The organism is Pseudomonas sp. TE3552 (assembly GCF_056278945.1).
Map to the genome: position 1 here is coordinate 366,875 of NZ_JBWBQJ010000001.1, position 23,985 is coordinate 390,859.

Genomic DNA, 23,985 nt, shown 5'->3' on the forward strand with positions numbered 1-23,985 from the left:
GAACTGCCCCTATGGCGTGCTGGAACTTTTACCCAGGCGCCTGTCCGTTTTTTTGACGGATTCTATATAAGGAGTCATAAATTGAGCGTTGTAGTGGCTAAGCATGCCCGAGAATTGCTTCTCAAGGAATACCGTGGAGTGCTCTCGACGCACTCCAAAGCGATGCCCGGTTTTCCGTTTGGCTCCGTGGTTCCGTACTGCCTGGACGAGCAGGGCCGGCCGCTGATCCTTATCAGCCGCATCGCTCAGCACACTCACAACCTGCAGAAAGATCCTAAATGCTCGCTGCTGGTGGGGGAGCGCGAGGCCGAAGACGTACAAGCCGTTGGTCGCCTGACTTACCTGGCCGAGGCGGAAAAACTCAAGGACGCCGCGGCCATTGAAGCGGCAGCCGAGCGTTATTACCGCTACTTCCCGGATTCACAGAGCTATCACAAGGCCCACGATTTCGATTTCTGGGTACTTAAACCGGTACGTCACCGTTACATTGGCGGCTTCGGCGCAATCCACTGGATCGATCAGCTGACCCTCGCCAACCCGTTCGTCGGCAAGGCCGAAGCGAGCATGGTCGAGCATATGAATGCCGATCACGCCAAAGCCATCGCCCACTACGTCGATCTGGCGGGCCTGCCGAAAACCGCTCCGGCGCAGTTGGCCGGAATCGACAGCGAAGGCATGCATTTGCGCATCGGTCAGGGACTCTACTGGCTGCCGTTTCAAACACCCTGTAATACGCCGACACAAGTCCGGGAAGCCTTGGTTTTCCTGGCTCACGCCGAGCATTGGCCGAAAAATGAAGTGGCCGACGCTTGAATTCACGAAACGGCGACGTCATCTAAGGAACACTGGCAAGGCATTCTTGCGTTGAGGAACCATTTGATGCGCCCTTTTTTGTTGCTCTTTGTACTGTTCCCGGTGTTGGAGCTGTTCGTATTCGTCAAGGTCAGCGGGGCGATCGGGTTTTTCCCGGCCCTGCTGCTGATAATTCTCGGCTCGATGCTCGGTGTGTTCGTGCTGCGTGTCGCCGGTCTTGCTACTGCACTGCGTGCCCGTGAAAGCCTGAACCGCGGCGAGCTGCCGGCCCAGACCATGCTCGAAGGCCTGATGCTGGCCCTGGCTGGCGGCCTGTTGATCCTGCCAGGCTTCGTCACCGACGTGCTGGGCCTGATCATGTTGCTGCCGATCTCCCGTCGACTGCTGGCCAACAAAATGCGTCTGCGCGCCGAGGAACAAGCGATGCGTCAGCGTGCGTTCGCCGATGACCTTCAGCCACGGGGCGGTCCTGCTCCGCGGCAGCCACTGGGCCGTGAGCCCAATGTGATCGAAGGCGAGTTCGAGCACCGCGATTCCAAGTAACACTTCCATCGACACGGCACCTTCGGGTGCCGTGTTCGTTTTCAGGGCCTGGACGTAAAAAAAATTCGCGCAGCGCCCTTGAAATAAGCTTATGCGCCCTTATGTATCGGTCACCGCAAGGTTTCTGGCAATTGCGCCAGACAGACTTCCGCGGTTCGCTCGACGAACCGCACCCGGCGCCGCCGGATTTGTTAAACCCGCCGGGACTACACCGGCCGATGAAAACCACAATTAGGAGAGATCGACAATGAAGCTTCGTCCTCTGCATGACCGCGTCGTCATCCGTCGCAGCGAAGAAGAAAAGAAAACCGCTGGCGGTATCGTCCTGCCAGGTTCGGCTGCTGAAAAGCCAAACCAGGGTGAAGTCCTCGCTGTAGGCCCAGGCAAAGTGCTGGACAACGGTGAAGTGCGTGCGCTGTCCGTGAAAGTGGGTGACAAGGTTGTGTTCGGCCCTTACTCCGGCAGCAACACTGTGAAAGTCGATGGCGAAGACCTGGTGATCATGGCTGAGAACGAGATTCTCGCTGTTGTCGAAGGCTGATTCCCCGCTCATTTTCCCGCTACTACAAAGTATTTAAGGAATATCGATCATGGCTGCTAAAGAAGTTAAATTCGGCGACTCCGCCCGCAAGAAAATGCTCACCGGTGTCAACGTCCTGGCTGACGCAGTAAAAGCGACCCTGGGCCCGAAAGGCCGTAACGTGATCATCGAGAAGAGCTTCGGCGCTCCGACCATCACCAAGGACGGCGTTTCCGTAGCCAAAGAAATCGAACTGGAAGACCGCTTCGAAAACATGGGCGCGCAGCTGGTCAAAGACGTTGCCTCCCGTGCCAACGATGACGCAGGCGACGGCACCACCACCGCTACCGTTCTGGCTCAGTCGATCGTCAACGAAGGCCTGAAAGCCGTCGCTGCCGGCATGAACCCGATGGACCTGAAACGCGGTATCGACAAAGCGACCATCGCGATCGTCAAGGAACTCAAAGCCCTGTCCAAGCCTTGCGCTGACACCAAGGCTATCGCTCAGGTGGGTACCATCTCGGCCAACTCCGACAACTCCATCGGCGACATCATTGCCGAAGCCATGGAAAAAGTCGGTAAAGAAGGCGTGATCACCGTTGAAGAAGGCTCGGGCCTGGAAAACGAACTGTCGGTTGTTGAAGGCATGCAGTTCGACCGTGGCTACCTGTCCCCGTACTTCGTCAACAAGCCGGAAACCATGACCGCCGAACTCGACGGTCCGCTGATCCTGCTGGTCGACAAAAAGATCTCGAACATCCGCGAAATGCTGCCAGTACTGGAAGCCGTTGCCAAAGCCGGCCGTCCACTGCTGATCGTGGCCGAAGACGTTGAAGGCGAAGCCCTGGCGACTCTGGTTGTGAACAACATGCGTGGCATCGTTAAAGTCGCAGCCGTCAAGGCTCCAGGCTTCGGCGACCGTCGCAAGGCCATGCTGCAGGACATCGCTGTTCTGACTGGCGGTACCGTCATCTCCGAAGAGATCGGTCTGAGCCTGGAAAGCACCACCCTGGAACACCTGGGTAATGCCAAGCGCGTAATCCTGTCCAAAGAAAACACCACCGTGATCGACGGTGCTGGCGTTGAGGCTGACATCCAGGCTCGCGTTACCCAGATCCGTCAACAAGTGGCCGACACTTCGTCCGACTACGACCGTGAAAAACTGCAAGAGCGCTTGGCCAAACTGTCCGGCGGCGTTGCAGTGATCAAGGTTGGCGCTGGTTCCGAAGTTGAAATGAAAGAGAAGAAAGCCCGGCGTTGAAGACGCCCTGCACGCTACCCGTGCAGCCGTTGAAGAAGGCGTGGTACCTGGCGGCGGCGTGGCACTGATCCGTGCCCTGCAAGCCATCAGCGAACTGAAAGGCGACAACGCCGATCAGGACGTCGGTATCGCTGTTCTGCGTCGTGCGGTCGAAGCGCCACTGCGTCAGATCGTTGCCAACTCCGGCGACGAGCCAAGCGTGGTTGTGGACAAGGTCAAGCAGGGTGCGGGTAACTTCGGTTACAACGCTGCCACCAGCGAATACGGCGACATGATCGAAATGGGCATCCTGGACCCAACCAAGGTGACTCGTTCGGCCCTGCAAGCTGCATCCTCGATTGGCGGTCTGATCCTGACCACCGAGGCCGCAGTTGCCGAAGCACCGAAGAAAGACGGTGCAGCTGGCGGCGGTATGCCAGACATGGGCGGTATGGGTGGCATGGGCGGCATGATGTAAGCCAGCCTCACCCTGTACGAAAAAACCCCGCCTGCGCTGAGCAGGCGGGGTTTTTTATGGCCTTCATTTTGGTAGGTCTGGAGACCGCGTCGCGGCCATCGCGGGCAAGCCACGCTCCCACAGTGGATTGTGTCAAACCTGTGGGAGCGGGCTTGCCGCGATGGCGTCGGCTCAGGCGCCGACCGGTTGTGCCTCGCTCGCCTGCTCAGCCTTGGAGGCCGGCCGGTACAGGATGTAGTAGTAGGCCCCCAGACAAATCAGCCAGCAGAAAATCGCCGTCCACACGTTGTGCGAGAAGAAATGCGCGCCCTGCATCATCCGGCTGATGGAAAATACCGAGCCCAACGTGAAGGCCAGGACAAACGCCTTGCGCGCCAGCCGCGGCCGACGATCTCGCAGGACGAAGAACAGCGCAAACAACGTGAAACCGGTCGCCGCATGACCACCAGGCCAGCAGCGCCCCGGCTTGTCGGTGTGCGGGCGGGGGCTGAGCAGTTCGCTATAGGTTTCGTGTCCGCCGAATTGCTCCAGGCTCCATGGACATTGCACCGCCGTCACTGCTTTGACCGGGGTAACAAAGGAAGTTGCCAGCGCCAGAGACACCACCAGGCAACCCAGTTCACGTTTGAACGGTTTGAGCTTTTCCATGAAAAAGGAGCCGATGAAGCCCAGGATGGAGAACACTGAGAAGGCAATGACCACTTGCTTGGCCCGGTCATGCAGGATGTTTTCCAGGAAATAACTGTGTCGCCCGATGAACGCGCCGGCGACCGGGTCATAGAACAGCTTGGCAAGGTCCATGTCCAGGGACGTCAGTTCGAGCAGTAGCAGGGTTATCGCCGCAATGGCGGGCACTCCCAGGCATAGCCAGACATTAAGCGGACGAGACGCGGGGCGGACAGCAGTTGATGACATGGTGGATCCTGAACAAAGGAAATAGCCCCGGGGCATCAGCCCGGGGCTGTTCGGTTAACGTTCGCTGATTTGCCCGGCACCCTCCTTGGGCGCTTTCCAGCCAAGCAGCTGTTGCTTGAAGCCATAACTGGCAGTTTGGTAATAGGTGATTGCGCGAGTGATCAACGGATCACTGGCGGTGGCCCGGGACTCGCGGCTCTCGGTCAGTGCTTCATCATGGCGGCGCAGCCCCTGGCGAGGACTCAGAATCGCCAGATCCTTGCCATCGAACAAGCCCAGATGCTGGTAATTGCCAACGACCACGCGGGGTGGCAGTGGATTTTCCTGCAGCAAGTTGCGGCCGAAGAAAGTCGATTCATAGTCCAGGTTAAGCAGACCCAGCAAGGTCGGCGCCAAGTCGATCTGGCTAGCCAGTTGCGCGGTTTCCCGAGCGTCGACGAGTTTCGGTGCATAGATGAACAACGGAATCTGGTAGTTGCTGATCGGCAAGTCTTCCTTGCCGGCGCTGCCAGCCGTGTGGTCGGCGACGAAGACGAAGATTGTATCGTCGAACCACGGCTTCTTGCGCGCCTGATCGAGGAACTGACCAATGGCATAGTCGGTGTACTTCACCGCGCCGTCGCGACCGTTGCCGGATTTGATCTCGATCCGGTTATCCGGGTAGGTATAAGGACGATGGTTGGAAGTGGTCATCAGTTGCAACAGAAACGGCTGCTGCTTCGCGTAGTCGGCGTCGGCCAGCTTGAGGGTTTGCTTGTAGAGATCTTCGTCGGCCATGCCCCAGGCGTTTTTGAAGTGGATCTCTGACTCATCGACACTGCTCTGGTCCACCACGCGGTAACCATTGCCACTGAAGAATGCATTCATGTTGTCGAAGTAACCGCGTCCGCCATAGACGAATACGCTGTCATAACCCACGGCGCCGAGTTGCTGGCCGAGGCTGGCGAAACCGCTTTCACGGCCAACACGCTTGACGATCGAGCGCCCTGGGGTTGGCGGGATCGCCAGGGTAATGGCCTCAAGACCGCGATCGGTGCGGGTGCCGGTGGCGTAGAAGTTATTGAAATACAGGCTCTGCTTGCGCAAGGCATCGAGGTTGGGGGTCAGGTTACGGTCATCGCCGTTGCTGCCCATGTACTTGGCGCTGAAGCTTTCAATGGTTACCAGCACAATGTTGGGTTTACGCACAGTGCCCGGGTTGTCGATCATCCGGCGAATGTCTTGCGGATCTTCGCTGATGAAGTGCGCGTTGGGTTCGCTCAATTCGGCACGAATCTGCTGCGCTACGACTGCCGGCGGCAGGCTACTGTAGAACTGCGGGTAATCCAGTTCGTTGTTACGGAATGCAGCGAAGAATTGATACGGACCATTGCTCGCCAGTTCATTCTGATAGGCATTACCGCCTTGGGCGCGCGGCGAATCCTGACTGAGCAGTTGCAGGCTCAGCCCCGCGACGATCAACAGGCCCAGTGCATTGAGCAGGCGCCCGCGCAGCGATGGCAACGGTGCGTCCAGGGCGGCATTGAAAGGTTGGCGCAACGCAAGGCTCAGGGCGAGGGCCAGCACTGCGAGGATGCTCAGCAGGGTGCCGATCGGGTAGGACTCAAGCAGGTTGTTCAGCACTTCGTCGGAGTACACCAGGTAATCAACGGCGATGAAGTTAAAGCGCACACCGAATTCATCCCAGAACAACCATTCGGCCACCGAAGTGAACAGCATGGCGAACAGGCTGACGGTCAGCAGTCCCTGAAGGACCCAGCGATGGCCACGGCGGCGCCACAAGGCCGGCGGGCAGAGCAGCAAATAGAGGCCCATCGGCAGCGCCGCATAGGCAATGAAGCCCAGATCGTAAAGCAGGCCGATGCCGAACACTGACAAAAATCCGCTACCGGCCTCATCCAGATGAGTCAGCAGCAGAACGGTTCGGGTCAGCAAGAAAATGATCAGCCAGGCGCCGGTCACAAGTAGGAGAAAGCGCATTGGCGCAGTCTTGAAAAAGTCCATTGTGTTTACATTCCTTAATATCAATTGCGCGGGATTCTCGGCTGATCACTGTAGTGAGCTTGTGAATCGATAGTGAAAAACATGTTAACCCCGGAAATTGGTTGAGCGAATTGATTCCTCGACCCGCAACCCTATCCCTGAGCCACACTTGGCCTTAAGCTGCGCGCCAAGACAGCCGTTACTGTATACGGAGGAGGTGCCGATGCGAATTCTATTGGTTGAAGACAACCGCGATATCCTGGCCAATCTGGCCGATTATCTGGGGCTCAAAGGTTACACCGTGGATTGCGCGCAGGACGGTTTGTCAGGCCTGCACCTGGCGGCCACCGAGCATTACGACTTGATTGTACTCGACATCATGTTGCCCGGCATCGACGGCTACACCCTGTGCAAACGCCTGCGCGAAGACGCGCGCCGCGATACGCCGGTGATCATGCTCACTGCGCGCGATCAACTCGATGACCGTTTGCAGGGCTTCAAGTCCGGTGCTGACGACTATCTGATCAAACCCTTTGCCCTGTCCGAACTGGCAGCGCGGATCGAGGCGGTCATGCGTCGTGCCAAGGGGGGCGGTCGCCGTTCGTTGCAGGTTGGCGATTTGAGCTACGACCTCGATACGCTGGAAGTGACGCGCGAAGGTCGCTTGCTGAAACTCAACCCGGTGGGCCTGAAGTTGCTGGCCGTGCTGATGCAGAAGAGTCCGCACGTGTTGCGCCGGGAAATTCTCGAAGAGGCCCTGTGGGGTGATGACTGCCCGGACAGCGACAGCCTGCGCAGCCACGTCCATCAACTGCGCCAGGTGATCGACAAGCCGTTCGCCAAGCCCTTGCTGCACACGGTGCACGGCGTCGGTTATCGCTTGGCCGAGGGCCGTGATGGAGTTTAAGCAGAGCCTTTCTCAGCGGATCATCATCGCCTTTGCGTTGATGAGCGCCCTGGTCGCCGGGGCCTTCGCCATGGGCATCGTGGCGACCGTGCACCTGGTGGAGGAGAAGCTGATTTCGGCAGGTCTGGGCGGTGATTTGCAACGCCTGTTGCTGATGGACAGCGTGTCGGACTGGAGCCATCGCCCCGAGCCGGACCAGTTGTTCTATTTCAGTGGCGGACCGGGCGATTTCGAATTGCCCAAGGATTTGCGGCACCTGGACTCGGGTTTTCATGAAATCTTTCGCGAGCAGCTGTCGTATCACGCGATGGTCGAAATCGTCGACGGTCGGCATTACGTGCTGTTGCAAGACCAGAGCGATTTCGAAGAACGTGAGCGGGTGTTGTTTGCCGTGGTGCTGGTGGGTTTCGTGCTGAGCCTGGCATTGGCGGTATTTCTGGGCTGGGTGCTGGCGCGCAAGGTGATGGCTCCGGTGGTACGGCTGGCCCGCCAGGTGCGTCATCGGGATCAGTTGTTGGGCCTGGCACCGCCACTGGCCCCGGATTATGCCGCCGATGAAGTGGGCGAACTGGCCGTGGCCTTCGACGCCACCCTCGGGCGTTTGCGTCAGGCGTTGACCCGAGAGCGATTGTTCACCAGTGACGTCAGCCACGAGTTGCGCACGCCGTTGATGGTGTTGGCCAGTTCCTGTGAGCTGTTGCTGGAAAACCCCGGCATCGATCAGCGTGGACGTGCCCAGGTCGAACGAATCGCCCGTGCGTGCGCGGAAATGCGCGAGCTGGTGCAAACTTTCCTCATGCTGGCTCGCGCTCAACATGAAGACGCCAGTATGGCCCCTCGGCAAACCCTGGGCCAGGTAGCCGACGGGCTACTCTGCCAATGGCGCGAGCCGATAGAAACCAAGGGCCTGACGCTGAACTTCGAGCCAGGCAATCCGCCGGACACCCGCTATAACGCGACCCTCCTGCACGCGGTGATGGGCAACCTGTTACGTAATGCGCTGCATTACACCGAACACGGTTTTATCCGCTTGACCCTCACGGATACCGGGTTTGTGGTCGAAGACAGTGGCGTAGGTATTCCCGAGGAAAAACGCGAGGCAATGTTCGAGCCTTTTGTGCGCGGCAGTGAGAAGCGTGGCGAGGGCCTGGGGCTGGGACTGTCGCTGGTGCAGCGAATCTGCGAGAACCAGGGCTGGAGCGTCAGCCTGACGAATATGGAACCCAATGGCTGCCGTTTTCAGGTGGAGTTGACGTCGTCCCGGGTTTGATTGGGCCGTCATGTAATCCCCTGAAATGAATCCGGGTTTTACATGACAACATTTTCACAAAGGCATCACCTGACGCTAACACCACGCTACCTAATGTGGTTGTCATCAGAAGCTCAGGAGATTGCAGTCATGGCTGGCCCGGTCAAGCTCGAATTTTCCAAAAAGTACGACGATCAACACGCCCAGAAGTATTTGCGCAAGCATCAGGAGGGGCTCGGCCGCCGACTCTCTCACTGGCGTGACGAACAGCTGGCGCGAAAAGCATTAAAGCTGGCCGGTGATCCTGGGTTGGTCCTCGATTTGCCCTGTGGCGCAGGGCGTTTCTGGCCGTTGCTGGCGGAAAAACACAACCGTGTCATCATCGGGGCCGACAACTCGCAGTCCATGTTGAAGACTGCCATGCAGGCGCAACCCGCCGACGTGGTAAAACGGGTACAACCCTTGCACGCTTCTGCATTCGACATTGCCTTGCCCGATAACGCCGTCGACAGCATTTTCTGCATGCGTTTGCTCCATCACATCGGTGAAGCCGAACAGCGACTGACTATCCTGCGCGAATTCGAGCGTGTCACCCGTGACAGCGTGATTGTTTCGTTGTGGGTGGATGGCAATTTCAAGGCCTGGAAACGCAAGCGCGCCGAGAAACAGCGTGGGCAGGAGTACCAGAATCGATTTGTGTTACCGGCTGCCACGATCGAAAAGGAATTCGAGCAGGTGGGTTTCCGTATTCAGGAGCAACTGGATTTTTTACCGTTCTATGCCATGTGGCGGATTTACGTATTGCGCAAGAGGTAACTGGATGGCAGTGCAATATGCAGCACAAACGCAAGTCACTCCTCAGGACCGCTTCTGGAATCTGCGCGGTGAATGGGTAGAAGAGCGTTTGACCGCCCATCAAGCGGCGGCGCATGACCTGAAACAACTACGTCGCCACTCGTCGTTCAGCGATACGGACTGGAAAAAACTGGTCTATTTTTATGAGACGGCGTTTGGCAGCGCTATCAAAGGCTTATAACAATGAAACTCGAAATTGCGCGAGGTTTGTTTTTAGCGGGAGCCTTGGCAGTCGCTTCATTGGCGGTCGCTGCCTGGGAGCAGCCCCGCACGCAAGTCCTCAGTTCAGTGCACGGTGACGCGCATTGTCCGTTGCCCCGGGTGGCCAAAGCCCCTGTGGCCACTCAACCTGATCATGACTTGTTACTGTTCATGTTCGGACTTTCTCAAGGACTGAGGCCACAGAGTTGAACAGATTGAAGCCCAAGTAAAAGGCCTCGCAGATGCGAGGCCTTTTTTGTATCCGATGACTCAAGTCTTGCGCGATCCATTGTGGGAGCGAGCCTGCTGGCTCCCACAGGGAAATGTTGTGTTCTTCAGGGTTTGTCGGGTTTTGCCAGCAAGGTGTAAATGCATGGCAACACGAACAAGGTGAAGAGCGTGCCGATCGACATCCCCGTCGCGATCACCGTACCGATGTCGAAGCGGCTGACAGCACCCGCACCGGTGGCGATGATCAGCGGCACCATGCCGAACACCATCGCCGCCGTGGTCATCAATACCGGGCGCAGGCGAATGGCCGCCGCTTCCTCCACCGCTTCGCGAGGCGTCAGGCCTTTCTCCTTGCGCAACAGGTTGGCGAACTCGACGATCAGGATCCCGTGCTTGCTGATCAGCCCGATCAACGTCACCAACCCCACCTGGGTATAGATGTTCATGCTCGACCAGCCGAGGAACAGCGGGATCAACGCACCACAGATCGACAGCGGCACGGTCACCAGAATCACCAATGGATCGCGGAAGCTTTCGAACTGGGCCGCCAGCACCAGGAAGATGATCGCCAGAGCCAGTGCAAAAGTAACCCACAGCGCGCTGCCTTCCTGAACGTATTGCCGTGATGCGCCGGCATAATCGACGGCGTAACCCGTAGGAGCTTCTTCCCGAGCGATCTGGCGCACAGTGTCGATGGCTTCACCCATGCTGACCAGCGGCACCCCGGAAAGTATCGCCGAGTTGAGTTGCTGGAACTGGTTCAACTGACGCGGCCGCGCCCGGTCGGTCACGGTGATCAGGGTCGACAGGGGCAGCAGTTCGCCCTTGGTGTTCTTGACGTAATAATGGTTCAGCCAGTCGGGGTTATCCCGGAAAGGCCGTTCCACCTGAGCAATGACTTTGTAGCTGCGACCTTCGATAGTGAAACGGTTGATCTCCGCCTCACCCAGCAACGTCGCCAGGGTACCGCCCAGGTCCTGCATGGACACCCCCATCTGCGCGGCCTTGGCCCGATCGATATCGACGACGACTTCGGGTTTGTCGAAGGCCATGTCGACATCGACGAAGGCGAACTTGCCGGACTCCATCGCTCTTTTTTTCACGCGGTCCGTCACCTGCAACAACGACTCGTAAGTGTTGGCCGAGTTGATCACGAATTGAAACGGCAACCCTTCACCGGTGCCCGGCAGGGATGGCAGGTTGAAGCCGAAGATTTGCAAGCCGGGAATGCTTTCCAGCTTGCCCTGGACCTCGGGCAGGATCTGCATTTGGGTCCGGTCGCGTTCGTTCCAGGGTTTGAGCAGGAAGCCGCCGATCCCCGATTGCACGCCGTTGAAGCCGTTGATCTGGAACGAGGAGTAGTACTCGGGGAACTTCTTGAAAATCGCGACGAATTCGTCGGTGTAGGCGTTCAGATAGTCGAGGTTGGCCGGTTGCGGGGCGTTGGCCATCATGAAGATCACGCCTTGGTCCTCGTCCGGCGCCAGTTCCGATTGGGTGAACTTGAGCAATACCGGAATCAGGCACAGCACGATCACCGCGAACACCAGCACCACCGGCCGGGTGTTGAGGGTGCCGTGGAGCACACTCTGGTAGCGGCGCTTGAGGCCTTCGAAGATCATGTCCAGGCGATGGGCCAGGCCGCTGGGGTTTTCATCGTGGCGCAGCAGCAGGGCGCACATCATTGGCGACAGCGTCAGGGCAACGATGCCGGAAATCACCACCGCACCGGCCAGGGTGAGGGCGAACTCCTTGAACAGCGCCCCCGTCAGACCGGTCAGGAAACCGATTGGCGCATAGACCGCCGCCAGGGTAATGGTCATCGACACCACCGGCATGGCGATTTCCCGGGCACCCTCGATCGCCGCATCCAGCGGCGTCTTGCCTTCTTCGATGTGCCGATGGATGTTTTCCACCACCACGATGGCGTCGTCCACCACCAGGCCGATGGCCAACACCATCGCCAGCAAGGTCAGCAGGTTGATCGAGTAGCCCATCATCTGCATGAAGAACATCACACCGATCATCGACAGCGGAATGGTGACCACCGGGATCACCACCGAGCGCAGCGCACCGAGGAACAGGAACACCACCACGATCACGATCAGTACCGCTTCGAACAGGGTTTTCAGCACTTCGTTGATGGAGGCCTGGATGAACAGCGTGGCGTCGTAGGCGATTTCGCCCTTGAGGTTCGGGCGGCAGTTGGGCTTCCAGGTCCGGCATGATCTTGCGCACTTCCCGGATCACGTCCAGCGGGTTGGCGCCGGGCGTGGCCTTGATGCCGATGTACACCGAGGGCGTGCCGCCGAAGGAACTGATGGAGTTGTAGTTTTCCGCGCCCATCTCGACCCGTGCCACGTCCCGCAGCAGTACGCGACTGTCGCCCTCAACCTTGAGCGGGATCGCGCCAAAGGCCTCGGCGGATTTGAGTTCGGTGTTGGCGTTGATGCTGGTGACCACGTACTCGCCTTTCACTTCGCCGGCGGCGGAGAGGAAGTTGTACTGGCGCACGGCGTTGGTCACATCGCTGGCGCTCAGGCCAAAACCGGCGAGTTTCACCGGGTCCAGCCACAGGCGCATGGCGAACACCTGGTTGCCGAGAATCTCGGCTTCGGCCATGCCCGGCAGCGTCGCCAGTTTCGGCTGGATGACCCGTGACAGGTAATCGGTGATCTGCGGGTTACTCAGCTCGTTGCTGAAGAAACTGATGTACATCAGCGCCGAGGCGCCGGCGGCTTCCTTGCTCAGCACCGGGTCTTCGGCGTCCTGGGGCAGCTGGTTCTTGACCTCGTTAGCCTTGGCCAGCAGTTCAGTGAACAGGCGGTCGGTGTTGGAGCCGATGCGCGCGTAGATCGAGATCACCGAGAAGTTCTGGCGACTGACCGAGGTCATGTAGTCGATGCCCTCGGCGCTGGCCAGGCTCTGCTGCATCGGTTGGGTGATGTAACCCTGGATGGTTTCAGCGTTGGCCCCGGGGTAAGCGGTGGTCACCGTGATCAGGGCGTTTTCCATTTGCGGGTATTGGCGCAGCGGCAGCTTGCTCCAGGCCTGGAATCCCAGCAATACAATCAACAGGCTGACCACGGTGGCGAGCACCGGGCGGCGGATGAACGGGTCGGTAAAAGCCATAGGGGTTCCTTGATCAATCAGCGCGCGGCTGACTGCTCTTCTCGGCCAGGGTCTTGTCGTCACTGATGGCAATGTGCGCGCCGTTGTCCAGTTTGATCTGGCCGGCCGTGACCACTTTCTCGCCGTTCTGCACGCCTTTGGTGATGATGACCATCGCGTCGCGGCGCTCGCCGGTTTCGACGAAGCGCCGTTCGGCGATCAGAATCGGCTCGCCCTTGTCGTCTTTTTCGAGGCTGCCGTCTTCGGCCTTTTTCTGCGCGACGACGTACAGCGAGTTGCCATACAGGGTGTAGGTGATTGCGCTTTCCGGCACGACGATGCGCGGCTGCGGGTCGGGCAACATCACCTGCAGGCTGGCGAACATCCCCGGAAGCAATTTGCCATCGGGGTTGGCGAGGGTCGCGCGTACCAGCACATTGCGGGTGCTGGCCTCGACCTTCGGGTTGATCGCGCTGATGGTGCCGGGGAAACTTTCTGTTGGGTAAGCCGAGACAACGATTTGTACCGGTTGGCCGAGGGTGATTTTCGGCACGGACTGCTCGGGTACAAAGAAGTCGACATAGAGGCTGCTCAGATCTTGCAGGGTGGCGATCATCGTGCCGCTGGCCACGTAGTCGCCGACGTCTACCTTGCGAATGCCGATGGTCCCGCTGAACGGGGCGAGGATGCGCCTTCTCTCCAGCGCTGCCTTGAGCTGATTGACCGTGGCCCGGCTCTTTTGCAACACCGCCGAGAGTCGGTCGAACTCACCTTTGGAGATGGCCTGGCTGCCGACCAATTGGCTGCCTCGACCATAATCCAGTTGCGCCAGCCCCAGGTCGGCTTGAGCGGTTGCCAGCAGGGCCGTTTCAACGGAGGTGTCGAGTTGCAGGATCGGTTGACCTGCCTTGACCTTCTGCCCGGACTCGAACTGCACTTCCTTGACGGTGCCGGCGATCTCCAGACTCAGGTCGACCCCTTGCAGCGCGGTGAGGGTGCCCACCGTCGGCAAACGACTTTGCCACGGACGTTCGGTGGCGGTGGCCACGGCGACACTGATCGGCGGTTTCGGCACGGAGAAGCCCTGCATCATCGTGTAGATGGAGAAGGCTTTGTAGCCGGCCAGGACCAACACGATTAGCAGGACAACACCCAACATGATCAGCATGCGGCGACGCAGCATATTTCCAGTTCCTTGGAGAAAATCAGGTGAGACAGGCGGGAACATTACTCCGAGTATAAGGGGGATTCCAACCGTAGCAGCTGCCGAAGGCTGCGTTCGGCTGCGCAGCAGTCGTAATCCATACACCGCGGTTTGTCTGATACAACTCGGTGTCTGATTTCACGACTGCTGCGCAGCCGAACGCAGGCTGCGCCAGCTGCTACAAGGCTGCGATCTTGCGGGCGTTTACGCTATCAGATGAAGGTGGTTGTCCCAGAGCCCCGCAGGCAACTCCAGCGGTTTTGCAACAAGGGTTGTCTGGCGGCAATCGTAGAACCGGCAGCGGCCTTGTCCCGAGGTCACGACAAAACCATCGGCCACGGCCCCGACACCGGCGCAGTCGGGAAGCGGTGCATCCAGGCGTACTTCACCGCTGTCCAGGTCCCAGATAAAAAAGCGGTTGCCCCGCGGCGCGGTCAGGGCGACCAGGCGCAGTTCGCTGTGCACGGCGACGCTGGCGGTGTAATGCCCCATGGCCTGCAACTGATGCTCGGGCACCGGGAACGCCACGAACGGTTGGCCGGGACGCTTGATCGCCAGCAGCTCCGAAGACTCGTGAGCATCGCCCATGAACTGCTGGCCGGCGACGATGGTGCCATCGCTGGCGACGCCCAGATGCCGCACGCTGTTCATCTGCTGGGCCAGTGTTTCCTTGCTCAACAAAGTGCCATCGCGCTGCATCAACACCAGGCTCGGCTCCATCGCATTGAGGTTCATCTCGACCCGGCTTTCGGCCTCGGTGCGAATGCCGCCGTTGGCCACCACCAGCGTCTCGCCATCGGGCATCCATGACACCTGATGCGGGCCGACGCCATGGGTGGAAAGCTCGCCGCTGTGGATAAGACGCTCACCTTCGAACTTATACACACCGAGCAGGCCACGGCCCGGATCGCAGGTGTCGTTCTCGGTGGCGTACAACCAGTCGCCGCTCTGGTGAATCACTGCGTGACCGTAGAAGTGCCGGTTCGGCTGCGAGACCACGGTTTGCAGCAGCGTGCCGTCGCGCAGGTCGATCAGGTAACTCTCGGTGCCCGGACGCCGGGCGACGAATAGCGCTATTGTCAGCGTCGGGTGGTTGATGATGTCGTGGCAACGCTGGCCGACCTGGGTGGCAAATACCCGGGTGCCGTCCAGCCGATAACCGACGGCATAGTGCTTGCCGTCACTGTCATCCCGCGCCGAAAGCAGCAGCGGGCTTTTGTCCTTTTGCTTGAACAGCGTCCAGCCGCCCAGTGTCACCGCACCCAGCAGCAAACTCCCTAACGTCAGAGCCTGGCGTCGCAGCATGGCACTTGCCCTCATCAGTCACCGTCGTTGGCGTTGAAGCCCAGTTGGATACCCAGCGCCTTGGCCAGTTCGCCTTCGTGCAGGCGATGAACAACGTTGAGGCTCTCATAGATGTCGTTGAGCTGCTGGCGACCGGTGTCGTCGGTGAGCATGTCGGTCAGCGAGCGCTGGTTGCTGGCAAGTAGTTTCAGGGACGCGGCATAGGCGGCATCGATCTTGTCGGCCAACGGTTTTTGCTCGCTCGGCAACAGGCCGCGCAGGCCTTTGTTGTCGACACCGACCCAGACGGTTTGCGCCGCGCTCAGGCTCGCTTCCAGGCCTTTGAGCGACGATTGGCTGCGCCAGGCATCGGCCTGGAACGGCTGTGGCGTGCCCTTGCTCTGGCGGCCCATTGGCGTGCCGAGTTTTTTCTTCAGGGTGTCCAGCGCGGTGACCTGCACGCGCAGCAGATCGGCGATCGCCTCGTGGGAGTCGGCGTAGCGCTGGTTCGGGAATTTGCTCATCTGCGCGAGCATGCCGTCGTTGGTATTCCAGCGCGACAGGATCTCTTCGGCCAGTTGCTTCTGACGTTCGCCAATGGCGGTCAGCAGCGGGCAGTATTTGGCTTTCTGAGCGCTGTCGGCCATGTCGATCTTGCTGTCGAACAGGATGTATTCATAGGCCGAGAGCCCCTGAACCACAACGCTGGACTTGGCCAGGGCGGCGGCATCGATTTGCGGTTGCGCGGTGACCAGTTGCTCGACCTGACGGCCAACGAGGTTTTTCTTGTCCGGCCAGAACTGCACCTGCCACGAACGGTTGCCCTCGGCCAGCGGCCCGATCAGCAGTGGTTGCAACTCGGCCCAGGCTTTTTGCGCGTGCAGGAAGTCGGCGCGGGCGGTGTCCAGGGTTTCCTTGCCTTGGCAGAACGCCAGGGCACTGACCGCCAATTGACGGTCGGCTTCGACCCAGCGGCTGTAGGTCGGCAGGATCACTTGCTTGGCGATGGCCGCCGACGTGACCGCTTGTGGATCCTGGGGGGAACAAGCGCCCAGGGCGAGGGCGGCAAGGCTGGTGAACAACAATTTGGGACGGAACATGTCGGGCTCCCATTGGAGGAATACGTATTAAAGGGAATTCAAAAACGCCAGCAACGCCGCGCGCTGCTCGGCATTGAAAGACAAAACCTGTTGCTGCGCCGCCTTTGCCTCGCCGCCATGCCAGAGCACGGCTTCAAGCAGGTTGCGGGCGCGGCCGTCATGCAAGAACTGGGTGTGGCCGCTGACCGTCTGTGTCAGGCCGATGCCCCACAACGGCGGCGTGCGCCAATCGCGGCCACTGGCCTGGAACTCGGTGCGGTTGTCGGCCAGGCCGTCGCCCATGTCATGCAGCAGCAGGTCGCTGTAAGGGCGAATCACTTGATTGGCCAATTCAGGTTCGGCGGCGTTGGCGGCGGTGGTGTATTGGGGGGTGTGACAGGACTGGCATCCAGCCTGGAAAAACAGATTCTTGCCGGCCAGTACTTGCGGCGCACCGACATCGCGACGGGCCGGTACGGCGAGGTTACGGCTGTAGAACAGCACCAGACGCAGAATGTTGTCGCTGACCTCCGGCTCGCCAGCCGGGCCATTGCCGTTGGGCGCCTGCTTGCAAGCGGTTTGTGCGTCGGTGCAGTCATCAATGGGTCTCAAGCTGGTGGTGAGGCCCATATCACCAGAGAACGCGTGAACGTTTTGTTGATTGAGGTTCGGTTGCCCGGCTTTCCAGCCAAATCGCCCGAGAACGGTTTTCTGCTGCGCGTCGTCCCAGACCCGGTTCGGCCGTCCGGCGATACCGTTTTTCTCTCGGGCCTGAGCCTGGGCGTTGGCCAGGATGGCCTCGTCGGGGATCGCTTCAAGCAAGCCCAGGCCAATCATCGGCGGTGCGATGCGCGCCGAGAAACGCGTGTCGGGGTGCATCGGGCCGTAGCCGAGTTGGGTCATCTGCAAGGTCGGCTTACGCAACTCGATTTCGCTGCCGTCCTTGAAACGCACCGGGACCGGCGTGTAATCGACACGCACCTTGCCTTCCGGGGCGACGCCAGGCACCGACATGTCCTGGAACTGGCCGCCGTAGACTGGCTCCGGCACCACGCCCAGTTGTTCGATGACCCTGGCGTAGGCCGGCGTATCGGGGATCGACAGGCGCACCAGCATCGACACCGCATTCGGCGCATCGGGCGCGGGCGGATGACCGCGCCCGTCCTTGATGTGGCAGTTCTGGCAGGCGTTGGTGTTGAACAGCGGGCCGAGGCCATCACGCGCCGTGGTGGTCGACGGTGCGATGACCCAGGGGCTGCGAAAGAAACTGTTGCCGACGCTGAAATCCACACGCCGTGACGGCGGCAGATTGGCGGACGGCAGGGAGAATGAATTCTGATCGGTCTTGCGCACCGTCGCGCTGCCACCGGACCGGGCTTCACCGGGTTCGGCCTGGGTAAAACGCGGGGCGTCATCGCAGGCACTCAGGCCCAGGGCCAGCAACAGTGCAGACAAACGAAGAGGCAGCGAGGGCATCGGACATCCTGCAAGACGAGCAAAACAAGGGCGCAAAGTCTAACAGGGCAGGGGAGTTTGAATAAGAGGAATTATCGTTTGGTTGATGTGGCGCAGGGTTGGCGTCAGACCGCGTCGCGGCCATCGCGGGCAAGCCATCAGCATCACCCAAAAAACAGGCATGAAAAAGGCGACTCGAAGTCGCCTTTTTTTCAGTCAGCGTTGATCAGAACTCGTGATCAGCGTTGTCCGGGTTCAGGTCGTTGATGCCCAGTTTGCCGGCGGCCGCTTCGATCGAACCGGTCTGCTTGACCAGCGAAGCGATGGCGTCGCGAACGATCTGGTTGCCGGCGGTGTTGCCAGCCGCGATCAGTTGGTCGTAGTGCTCACCCTTGTTGGCGTGATCGACCATGACCTGGAGCTTGGCTTCGGTCGCAGCCAGGTCGGCTTTCAGCGCGGTGTCGGCGGCCGGGTCGGCTTTGGCGACCAGGGACGACAGGCTGGCGCCGGTCAGCTTGGTGCCATCGACACGGGTGTATTCACCCAGGTACACGTTACGCACGCCTTTGGCATCGTAGAAGTGCGAGTTGTGGGTGTTGTCGCTGAAGCAATCCTGTTCGTCTTCCGGGGAGTTGGCTTCCAGGGAAACCTTCATGCGCTCGCCCGCCAGTTCGCCCAGCGACAGGCTGCCCATGCCGAACAGCATTTTGCGCAGACCGGTTTCAGCAGGCTCCGCTTCCAGGGTGGCGCGATAGTTGTCAGCCACGTTCGGCTTCCAGTTACCGACCATTTCTTCCAGGTCGTTGACCAGCAGCTGGGTCACGGATTTCAGGTAAGCGCGGCGACGATCGTTGTGACCGCCGGTAGCGCCCTTGCCTTCCAGGTAGTCGGAAGCCGGACGGTTGCCGGCGCCAGGGCCGGTGCCGTTCAGGTCCTGGCCCCACAGCAGGAATTCGATAGCGTGGTAGCCAGTGGCGACGTTGGCCTCGGAACCACCCAGCTCGTTCAGGCTGGCGAGTTTTTCCGGGGTGATGTCTTTCACATCGACCTTGTCTTCGCCGACCTGGACTTTAGTGTTGGCGATGATGTTGGCGGTGGCGCCCGGGTTACCCAGTGCGTGTTCGTAGGATTTGTCGACGTAGTCGATCAGGCCTTCGTCCAGTGGCCAGGCGTTCACCTGACCTTCCCAGTCGTCGATGATGGTGTTGCCGAAGCGGAACACTTCGCTCTGCAGGTAAGGCACGCGGGCCGCGACCCAGGCCGCCTTGGCGGCTTTGAGGGTGTCGGCGTTCGGCTTGGCGAGGAACGCGTCGACGGCGGTTTGCAGGGTTTTCGCGGTGGATTCGGCATCGCTGTAAACGGCGAAGACCATGTCGGCGTAGTGTGCGACCACAGCCTTGGCGGCGGCTTCGTCGACTTTACCGGTGGCAGCAGGCGCAGCCGCGGCAGCCGTGCTGGCAGCCGGTGTCGGCGCTTGTGGAGCGGCAGCCTTGTCTTTGCCTTCGCCGCAACCGGCGAGGGAAATAGCGATGGCCAGCAGACTGGCGGTGGCCAGAGGCATACGAATCATGGCGAACATCCTGCTTCGGTGATGGATTGGACGCGCGAGGGGCGCGCAAAACTGCGACATAATGCAAATCTTTCGCATTATGTGTAAAGGGTTGCGCTTGTAAATATTTCTTATTCACGCGGCTGAATGCCAACAGAATGATCTGTAACAGCTGGCAGATCCCTGTGGCGAGGGAGCTTGCTCCCGCTGGACGGCGAAGCTGTCCCAAATTCTGCAACCCGGTTCTGCCAGAAGGATCGCGTCAGCCTGGTTGCGACTGCTGCGCAGCCGAGCGGGAGCAAGCTCCCTCGCCACAGGGCTGCGTCAGCTGCTACAAAGGCTGTGTTGTCTCAGAGGGTAAACGCGTTACTACGCTGCGCCTGTTTCAGATAAACACTCAATTCCCGCGCCGGCAGCGGTTTGCTGTAGTGATAGCCCTGACCTTCGTGGCAGCCTTCGGAAATGATATAGGCCTCTTGCTCGGCGGTTTCCACGCCTTCGGCAATCACCTGCATGCCCAGGCTCTTGCCCAGCTGGATGATGGCCCGAACGATGGTCGCATCGTCGTCGTCATCGAGCAGGTCCTGAACGAAGCTCTTGTCGATCTTGATCTTGTCCAGGGGCAGGCTTTTCAGATAGCTCAACGACGAATAACCGGTGCCGAAGTCGTCAATGGCGATCAGCGCGCCGGAGCGACGCAGGCTCAGCAGATGCTGGGCGGCGGTGCTGATGTCTTCCATCAGGCCGGTTTCGGTGACTTCCAGCTCCAGGCTGCGCGGTGGCAGGCGGTACATCTGCAGCAGGTTATTGACCACTCGCGGCAACTCGGCGTGGTGCAATTGCACGGTGGACAGGTTCACCGCCATGCGCAGGTCGAAACCCTGATCGTGCCATTCGCGCAATTGTTTGCAGGCCTGGTCCAGCACCCATTCGCCGATGGCGATGATGGTGCCGTTCTGCTCGGCCAGCGGGATGAACAGGTCCGGCGGCACCAGCCCATGTTCTGGATGCTGCCAGCGAATCAACGCCTCGACGCCCACCACGCGATGATCGCGGTAACTGATCTGGGGTTGGTAGACGAGGTAGAACTGGTCGCGGATCAAGGCATCGCGCAGGTCTTTTTCCAGCTCGCGGCGCCGCCGCATTTCCGTGTCGACGCTGGCGATATAAAACTGATAGCGGTTGCGTGAGCGAGTCTTGGCCAGGGTCATGGTCTGCTCGGCTTTTTGCAGCAACTTCTCGGTACTGTCGCCATCCTCGGGAAACAGGGTGATGCCGATGGTGGCGCGCAGGCGAATTTGCTGATGATCGAGGGCGAAGGCCGCTTCCAGATCGTCAAGAATGCTTTGCGCCAGTTCGGCGGCTTCGTAAGGTTGTTCGATGTCGGCCTGGACCAGTGCAAACTGGTCGCCCCCCAAGCGGGCGAGGGCGCCGAGGCGGCCGCTGTGGGCTCGCAGGCGATCGGCCAGGGCCAGCAGCAATTGGTCGCCGGTTTGATAGCTGAACTGTTCGTTGATGCCTTTGAAATCATCGAGCCCGACACACAGCACCGCGACCCGACGCTGCAATTTGCCAGCGTCGATGAGGATTTTGTCCAGCTGTTGCTGCAATTGCTGGCGGTTCGGCAGACCGGTGAGGAAATCGTACTGGGCCATGCGCAGCAGGCTGTTTTCCGCCTCGTGGCGCAGATGCGTGTTGCGCTCGATGGATTCGAGCAACTGGTTGGCAGTGTTGATCCAGACCCCCAACTCGTTTCTCTCATGGCCCTTGAGCTGCGGAATCTTGTGGGCGCTGGGTCGGTCCGGGTTGATTTCGGTCAGGTGCTCGATGATCCGCGACAGCGGTTTGGTCAGCAGCCAGTGATAGACCAGATACAGCACCAGGCTCATGGCCAGGGCGCGCAAGACGCCAGAGATGAAGATGATCACCGAGCTGACGATGAAGCTCTGGCCGTAGGTGGCGGTGTCGAGGGTAATACTCAGGTCGCCGTAGTACTCGCTGTAGGGGCCACGGCCCCACCAGTTGAGTGGTGAAGGTGCGTTCCTTGCCGAGGATCAGGTCGGTCAGCCAGCGGCTGTGGGAGTGCTGCAGCTCGCGGGATTTTTGCGCAAGCATGGCTTCGTGGGGATGGCCGATGGAGGCCATGCGCACGGCGTCATCCTGGAACAGGCCTTCGATTACCTGCATGCCCATCTCCCGGTCCAGGCTGTAGACGGCCTGGGTCGAGGGATCGCGGAACATGTCGAGGATGCGCTGGGCATCATTGGCCACGGCCTGGCGTGTTTTATAGGCATCGAAAACGATCTGTGCGCAGCTCAAGACCACGCCGACGATCAATGCCGACAGGAGCACGACCCGGAGCAACTTCACCGACAAGCTGTTCTTGAGTTCCAGCTTCAAAGGGTTATTCCTTGTTCCGTGCGGGTAGCGTCAAGTTGCCATGAGTATTGGCAATCCCGTGATGTCAGTCAAAGGGACAATCCACCCCAAGGGATTTTGCCGGTAGCTTGGCGGATAGGCTGTTGTTTGGAGTATTTGCCCTATTCGTACTGTGTCGGTTGTTGAGGCCTTCAACTTGAGGGGGATCGGGACTATTTTTCCTTTGGGGACAGGGAGAGGCGTCATGGTGGCGGAATTGGCGGGTGATTCGGGCGCTGATACACCGCAAACCCTGTGGGGCTTGCCCGCGATGACGGCCTGACAGACGACCAATCCCTTTCTGCTGCGCTCGATTGATTGTTCCTACGCTCTGCGTGGGAATTGCGCCAGGGACGCTCCGCGTTCCGCTTTTGAATGTTTAATGGATGTGTCAAAACCTGGAACTTTCGGAGCTGGCGGTGAATCGGGCACTGGATAACGTCGATCCGGCGTAGACAGCGTTATCGTTCATCGCGAGCCTGCTAGCGATAGCGGTCTGACAGACGACACACTTTCCCGAGCCCACAAAAAAACCCGGCAAAAGCCGGGTTTTTTGACTGGCGCGAAGCTTAAGCGGTGAAGGTTTTGCCTTCGAACTGCTCAGCCACGAATTTCCAGTTGACCAGGTTCCAGAACGCTTCGACGTACTTCGGACGCAGGTTGCGGTAGTCGATGTAGTAAGCGTGTTCCCAGACGTCGCAGGTCAGCAGCGGGGTGTCGCCGCTGGTCAGCGGGTTGCCGGCGCCGATGGTGCTGGCCAGGGCCAGGGAACCGTCAGCCTTTTTCACCAGCCAGCCCCAACCGGAACCGAAGGTGCCGATGGACGTTTTGCTGAACTCTTCCTTGAACTTGTCGAACGAACCGAAAGCGGCGTTGATGGCATCAGCCAGCGCGCCGGTTGGTTGACCGCCGGCGTTTGGCGCCAGGCAGTTCCAGTAGAAGGTGTGGTTCCAGACCTGAGCGGCGTTGTTGAAGATGCCACCGGAGGAAGTCTTGACGATTTCTTCCAGGGTCTTGCCTTCGAACTCGGTGCCTGGCACCAGGTTGTTCAGGTTCACGACATAGGTGTTGTGGTGCTTGTCGTGGTGGTATTGCAGAGTTTCCTCTGAAATGTGCGGCTGCAGGGCATCGTGTGCGTAAGGCAGCGGCGGCAATTCGAAAGCCATGATGATTCTCCTAATCAGGTCAGTTGCGGTGAGCGCAAGGCCGATCACGGGCGGCCAGACATGCGCCGGGGAGTTTGTACTCTTTGCGGCGCAGGGATCGGATCATAGCACCGGGGGTGCGGCATAACCACGCAACAACTGTGTGGAATAGAGGTTCCAGAGGCTTTTGGAATAAATCACCCGGCGCTGATTAACTGGAACGCTACGGTGAACATCATTACGGCCACCAACAGGTCGAGGATTCGCCAGGTACCGGGTCGCGCCAACCACGGCGCGAGCCATGCCGCGCCAAGGGCCAGGGTGAAAAACCACAGCAACGACGCGCTGGCCGCGCCCACTACATAAGCACCGGGCTCGGTTTGTTGTGCGCCGAGGGAGCCGATCAACAACACGGTGTCCAGATAAACGTGTGGATTGAGCAACGTCACCGCCAGTGCGCTGAGCATCACCGCCCGCAGTGAACGTACGGTCTGGTTTTCACCTTGTTGCAGGCTTTGCTTTGAACACGCCCGACGCAACGCCAGGCTGCCATACCACAGCAGAAACGCCGCGCCACCCCAACGGGCGATGGCCAAAAGGGTCGGGTTTTGCGCCAGCACCGTCGCCAGGCCGAACACCCCGGCGGCCACCAGCAGTGCATCGCAGGTGACGCAGAGTGCCGCCACCGGCAGGTGATGTTCACGTCGAAGGCTCTGCGCCAACACAAACGCATTTTGGGTACCGATCGCCATGATCAGCCCCGCGGCCACCAACAGGCCGTTCACATAGCTTTGCCACATAGGTT

16 protein-coding genes and 4 pseudogenes are annotated in these 23,985 nt (G+C 59.7%); 9 read left to right on the forward strand and 11 right to left on the reverse strand.

Features of this window, described 5'->3' with window-relative positions; translation table 11 throughout:
• Positions 1–81 precede the first annotated feature (81 nt).
• The 4 genes and pseudogenes from ACZ9BB_RS01605 to groL all read left to right on the forward strand — a co-directional run bounded on the left by ACZ9BB_RS01605 (position 82) and on the right by groL (position 3,594).
• Positions 82–813, forward strand: a complete 732-nt coding sequence (locus ACZ9BB_RS01605; RefSeq protein ID WP_476212256.1) for a HugZ family pyridoxamine 5'-phosphate oxidase — start codon at positions 82–84, stop codon at positions 811–813.
• 66 nt (positions 814–879) lie between these two features.
• A complete protein-coding gene (locus tag ACZ9BB_RS01610; RefSeq protein ID WP_427622959.1) occupies positions 880–1,356 on the forward strand; it encodes an FxsA family protein in 477 nt (158 codons plus the stop codon).
• Between the two features lie 247 nt (positions 1,357–1,603).
• Positions 1,604–1,897 carry a co-chaperone GroES gene (locus ACZ9BB_RS01615; protein WP_018926588.1) on the forward strand — a complete coding sequence of 98 codons (294 nt, stop codon included), beginning with the start codon at positions 1,604–1,606 and terminating at the stop codon, positions 1,895–1,897.
• A 49-nt stretch (positions 1,898–1,946) separates the two neighbouring features.
• Positions 1,947–3,594 (forward strand): annotated as a pseudogene (gene groL / locus ACZ9BB_RS01620) (chaperonin GroEL).
• 171 nt (positions 3,595–3,765) lie between these two features.
• Here the strand turns inward: groL and ACZ9BB_RS01625 are convergent.
• Together ACZ9BB_RS01625 and ACZ9BB_RS01630 are read right to left on the reverse strand one after the other, a co-directional pair.
• Complete coding sequence (locus ACZ9BB_RS01625) at positions 3,766–4,509, reverse strand: phosphatase PAP2 family protein (RefSeq protein ID WP_476212257.1); 744 nt, start codon at positions 4,507–4,509, stop codon at positions 3,766–3,768.
• Positions 4,510–4,563: 54 nt separating this feature from the next.
• A complete protein-coding gene (locus ACZ9BB_RS01630; protein WP_476212258.1) occupies positions 4,564–6,513 on the reverse strand; it encodes an LTA synthase family protein in 1,950 nt (649 codons plus the stop codon).
• Positions 6,514–6,715: 202 nt separating this feature from the next.
• Between ACZ9BB_RS01630 and colR the strand changes: the two genes are divergently transcribed.
• The 5 genes and pseudogenes from colR to ACZ9BB_RS01655 all read left to right on the forward strand — a co-directional run bounded on the left by colR (position 6,716) and on the right by ACZ9BB_RS01655 (position 9,914).
• Positions 6,716–7,399 (forward strand): two-component system response regulator ColR, encoded by a 684-nt coding sequence (gene colR, locus ACZ9BB_RS01635; RefSeq protein WP_476212259.1) that lies wholly within the window; start codon positions 6,716–6,718, stop codon positions 7,397–7,399.
• Positions 7,389–8,669, forward strand: coding sequence for a sensor histidine kinase (locus tag ACZ9BB_RS01640; RefSeq protein ID WP_476212260.1), 1,281 nt, complete (start codon positions 7,389–7,391; stop codon positions 8,667–8,669). The genes colR and ACZ9BB_RS01640 overlap by 11 nt, the downstream gene beginning before the upstream one ends.
• A gap of 129 nt (positions 8,670–8,798) precedes the next feature.
• A complete protein-coding gene (locus ACZ9BB_RS01645) occupies positions 8,799–9,464 on the forward strand; it encodes a class I SAM-dependent methyltransferase (protein WP_476212261.1) in 666 nt (221 codons plus the stop codon).
• Positions 9,465–9,534: 70 nt separating this feature from the next.
• Positions 9,535–9,684: pseudogene (locus ACZ9BB_RS01650) on the forward strand (lipopolysaccharide kinase InaA family protein); the annotation flags it as partial.
• Positions 9,685–9,686: 2 nt separating this feature from the next.
• Positions 9,687–9,914 (forward strand): hypothetical protein, encoded by a 228-nt coding sequence (locus ACZ9BB_RS01655; protein ID WP_026331876.1) that lies wholly within the window; start codon positions 9,687–9,689, stop codon positions 9,912–9,914.
• Positions 9,915–10,039: 125 nt separating this feature from the next.
• Here ACZ9BB_RS01655 and ACZ9BB_RS01660 read toward each other — a convergent pair.
• From ACZ9BB_RS01660 to ACZ9BB_RS01700, 9 genes and pseudogenes are all read right to left on the reverse strand, one after another.
• Positions 10,040–13,067: pseudogene (locus tag ACZ9BB_RS01660) on the reverse strand (multidrug efflux RND transporter permease subunit).
• A gap of 13 nt (positions 13,068–13,080) precedes the next feature.
• Entirely contained in the window at positions 13,081–14,229 is a 1,149-nt protein-coding gene (locus ACZ9BB_RS01665) for an efflux RND transporter periplasmic adaptor subunit (RefSeq protein WP_476212262.1), read from the reverse strand.
• 225 nt (positions 14,230–14,454) lie between these two features.
• The gene (locus ACZ9BB_RS01670; protein ID WP_476212263.1) at positions 14,455–15,555 is read right to left on the reverse strand and encodes a DUF1513 domain-containing protein; all 1,101 of its coding nucleotides are present in this window, start codon (positions 15,553–15,555) and stop codon (positions 14,455–14,457) included.
• Positions 15,556–15,569: 14 nt separating this feature from the next.
• On the reverse strand, positions 15,570–16,634 hold the full coding sequence (locus ACZ9BB_RS01675) for an imelysin family protein (RefSeq protein ID WP_476212264.1): 1,065 nt from the start codon (positions 16,632–16,634) through the stop codon (positions 15,570–15,572).
• 27 nt (positions 16,635–16,661) lie between these two features.
• Complete coding sequence (locus ACZ9BB_RS01680) at positions 16,662–18,089, reverse strand: di-heme oxidoreductase family protein (RefSeq protein WP_476212265.1); 1,428 nt, start codon at positions 18,087–18,089, stop codon at positions 16,662–16,664.
• Between the two features lie 205 nt (positions 18,090–18,294).
• Complete coding sequence (locus tag ACZ9BB_RS01685) at positions 18,295–19,638, reverse strand: imelysin family protein (protein WP_476212266.1); 1,344 nt, start codon at positions 19,636–19,638, stop codon at positions 18,295–18,297.
• Between the two features lie 329 nt (positions 19,639–19,967).
• A pseudogene (locus ACZ9BB_RS01690) lies at positions 19,968–22,017 on the reverse strand (putative bifunctional diguanylate cyclase/phosphodiesterase).
• 587 nt (positions 22,018–22,604) lie between these two features.
• Positions 22,605–23,201, reverse strand: a complete 597-nt coding sequence (locus ACZ9BB_RS01695; RefSeq protein ID WP_007898423.1) for a superoxide dismutase — start codon at positions 23,199–23,201, stop codon at positions 22,605–22,607.
• A gap of 176 nt (positions 23,202–23,377) precedes the next feature.
• Entirely contained in the window at positions 23,378–23,980 is a 603-nt protein-coding gene (locus ACZ9BB_RS01700) for a LysE/ArgO family amino acid transporter (RefSeq protein ID WP_476212267.1), read from the reverse strand.
• Positions 23,981–23,985: the final 5 nt, after the last annotated feature.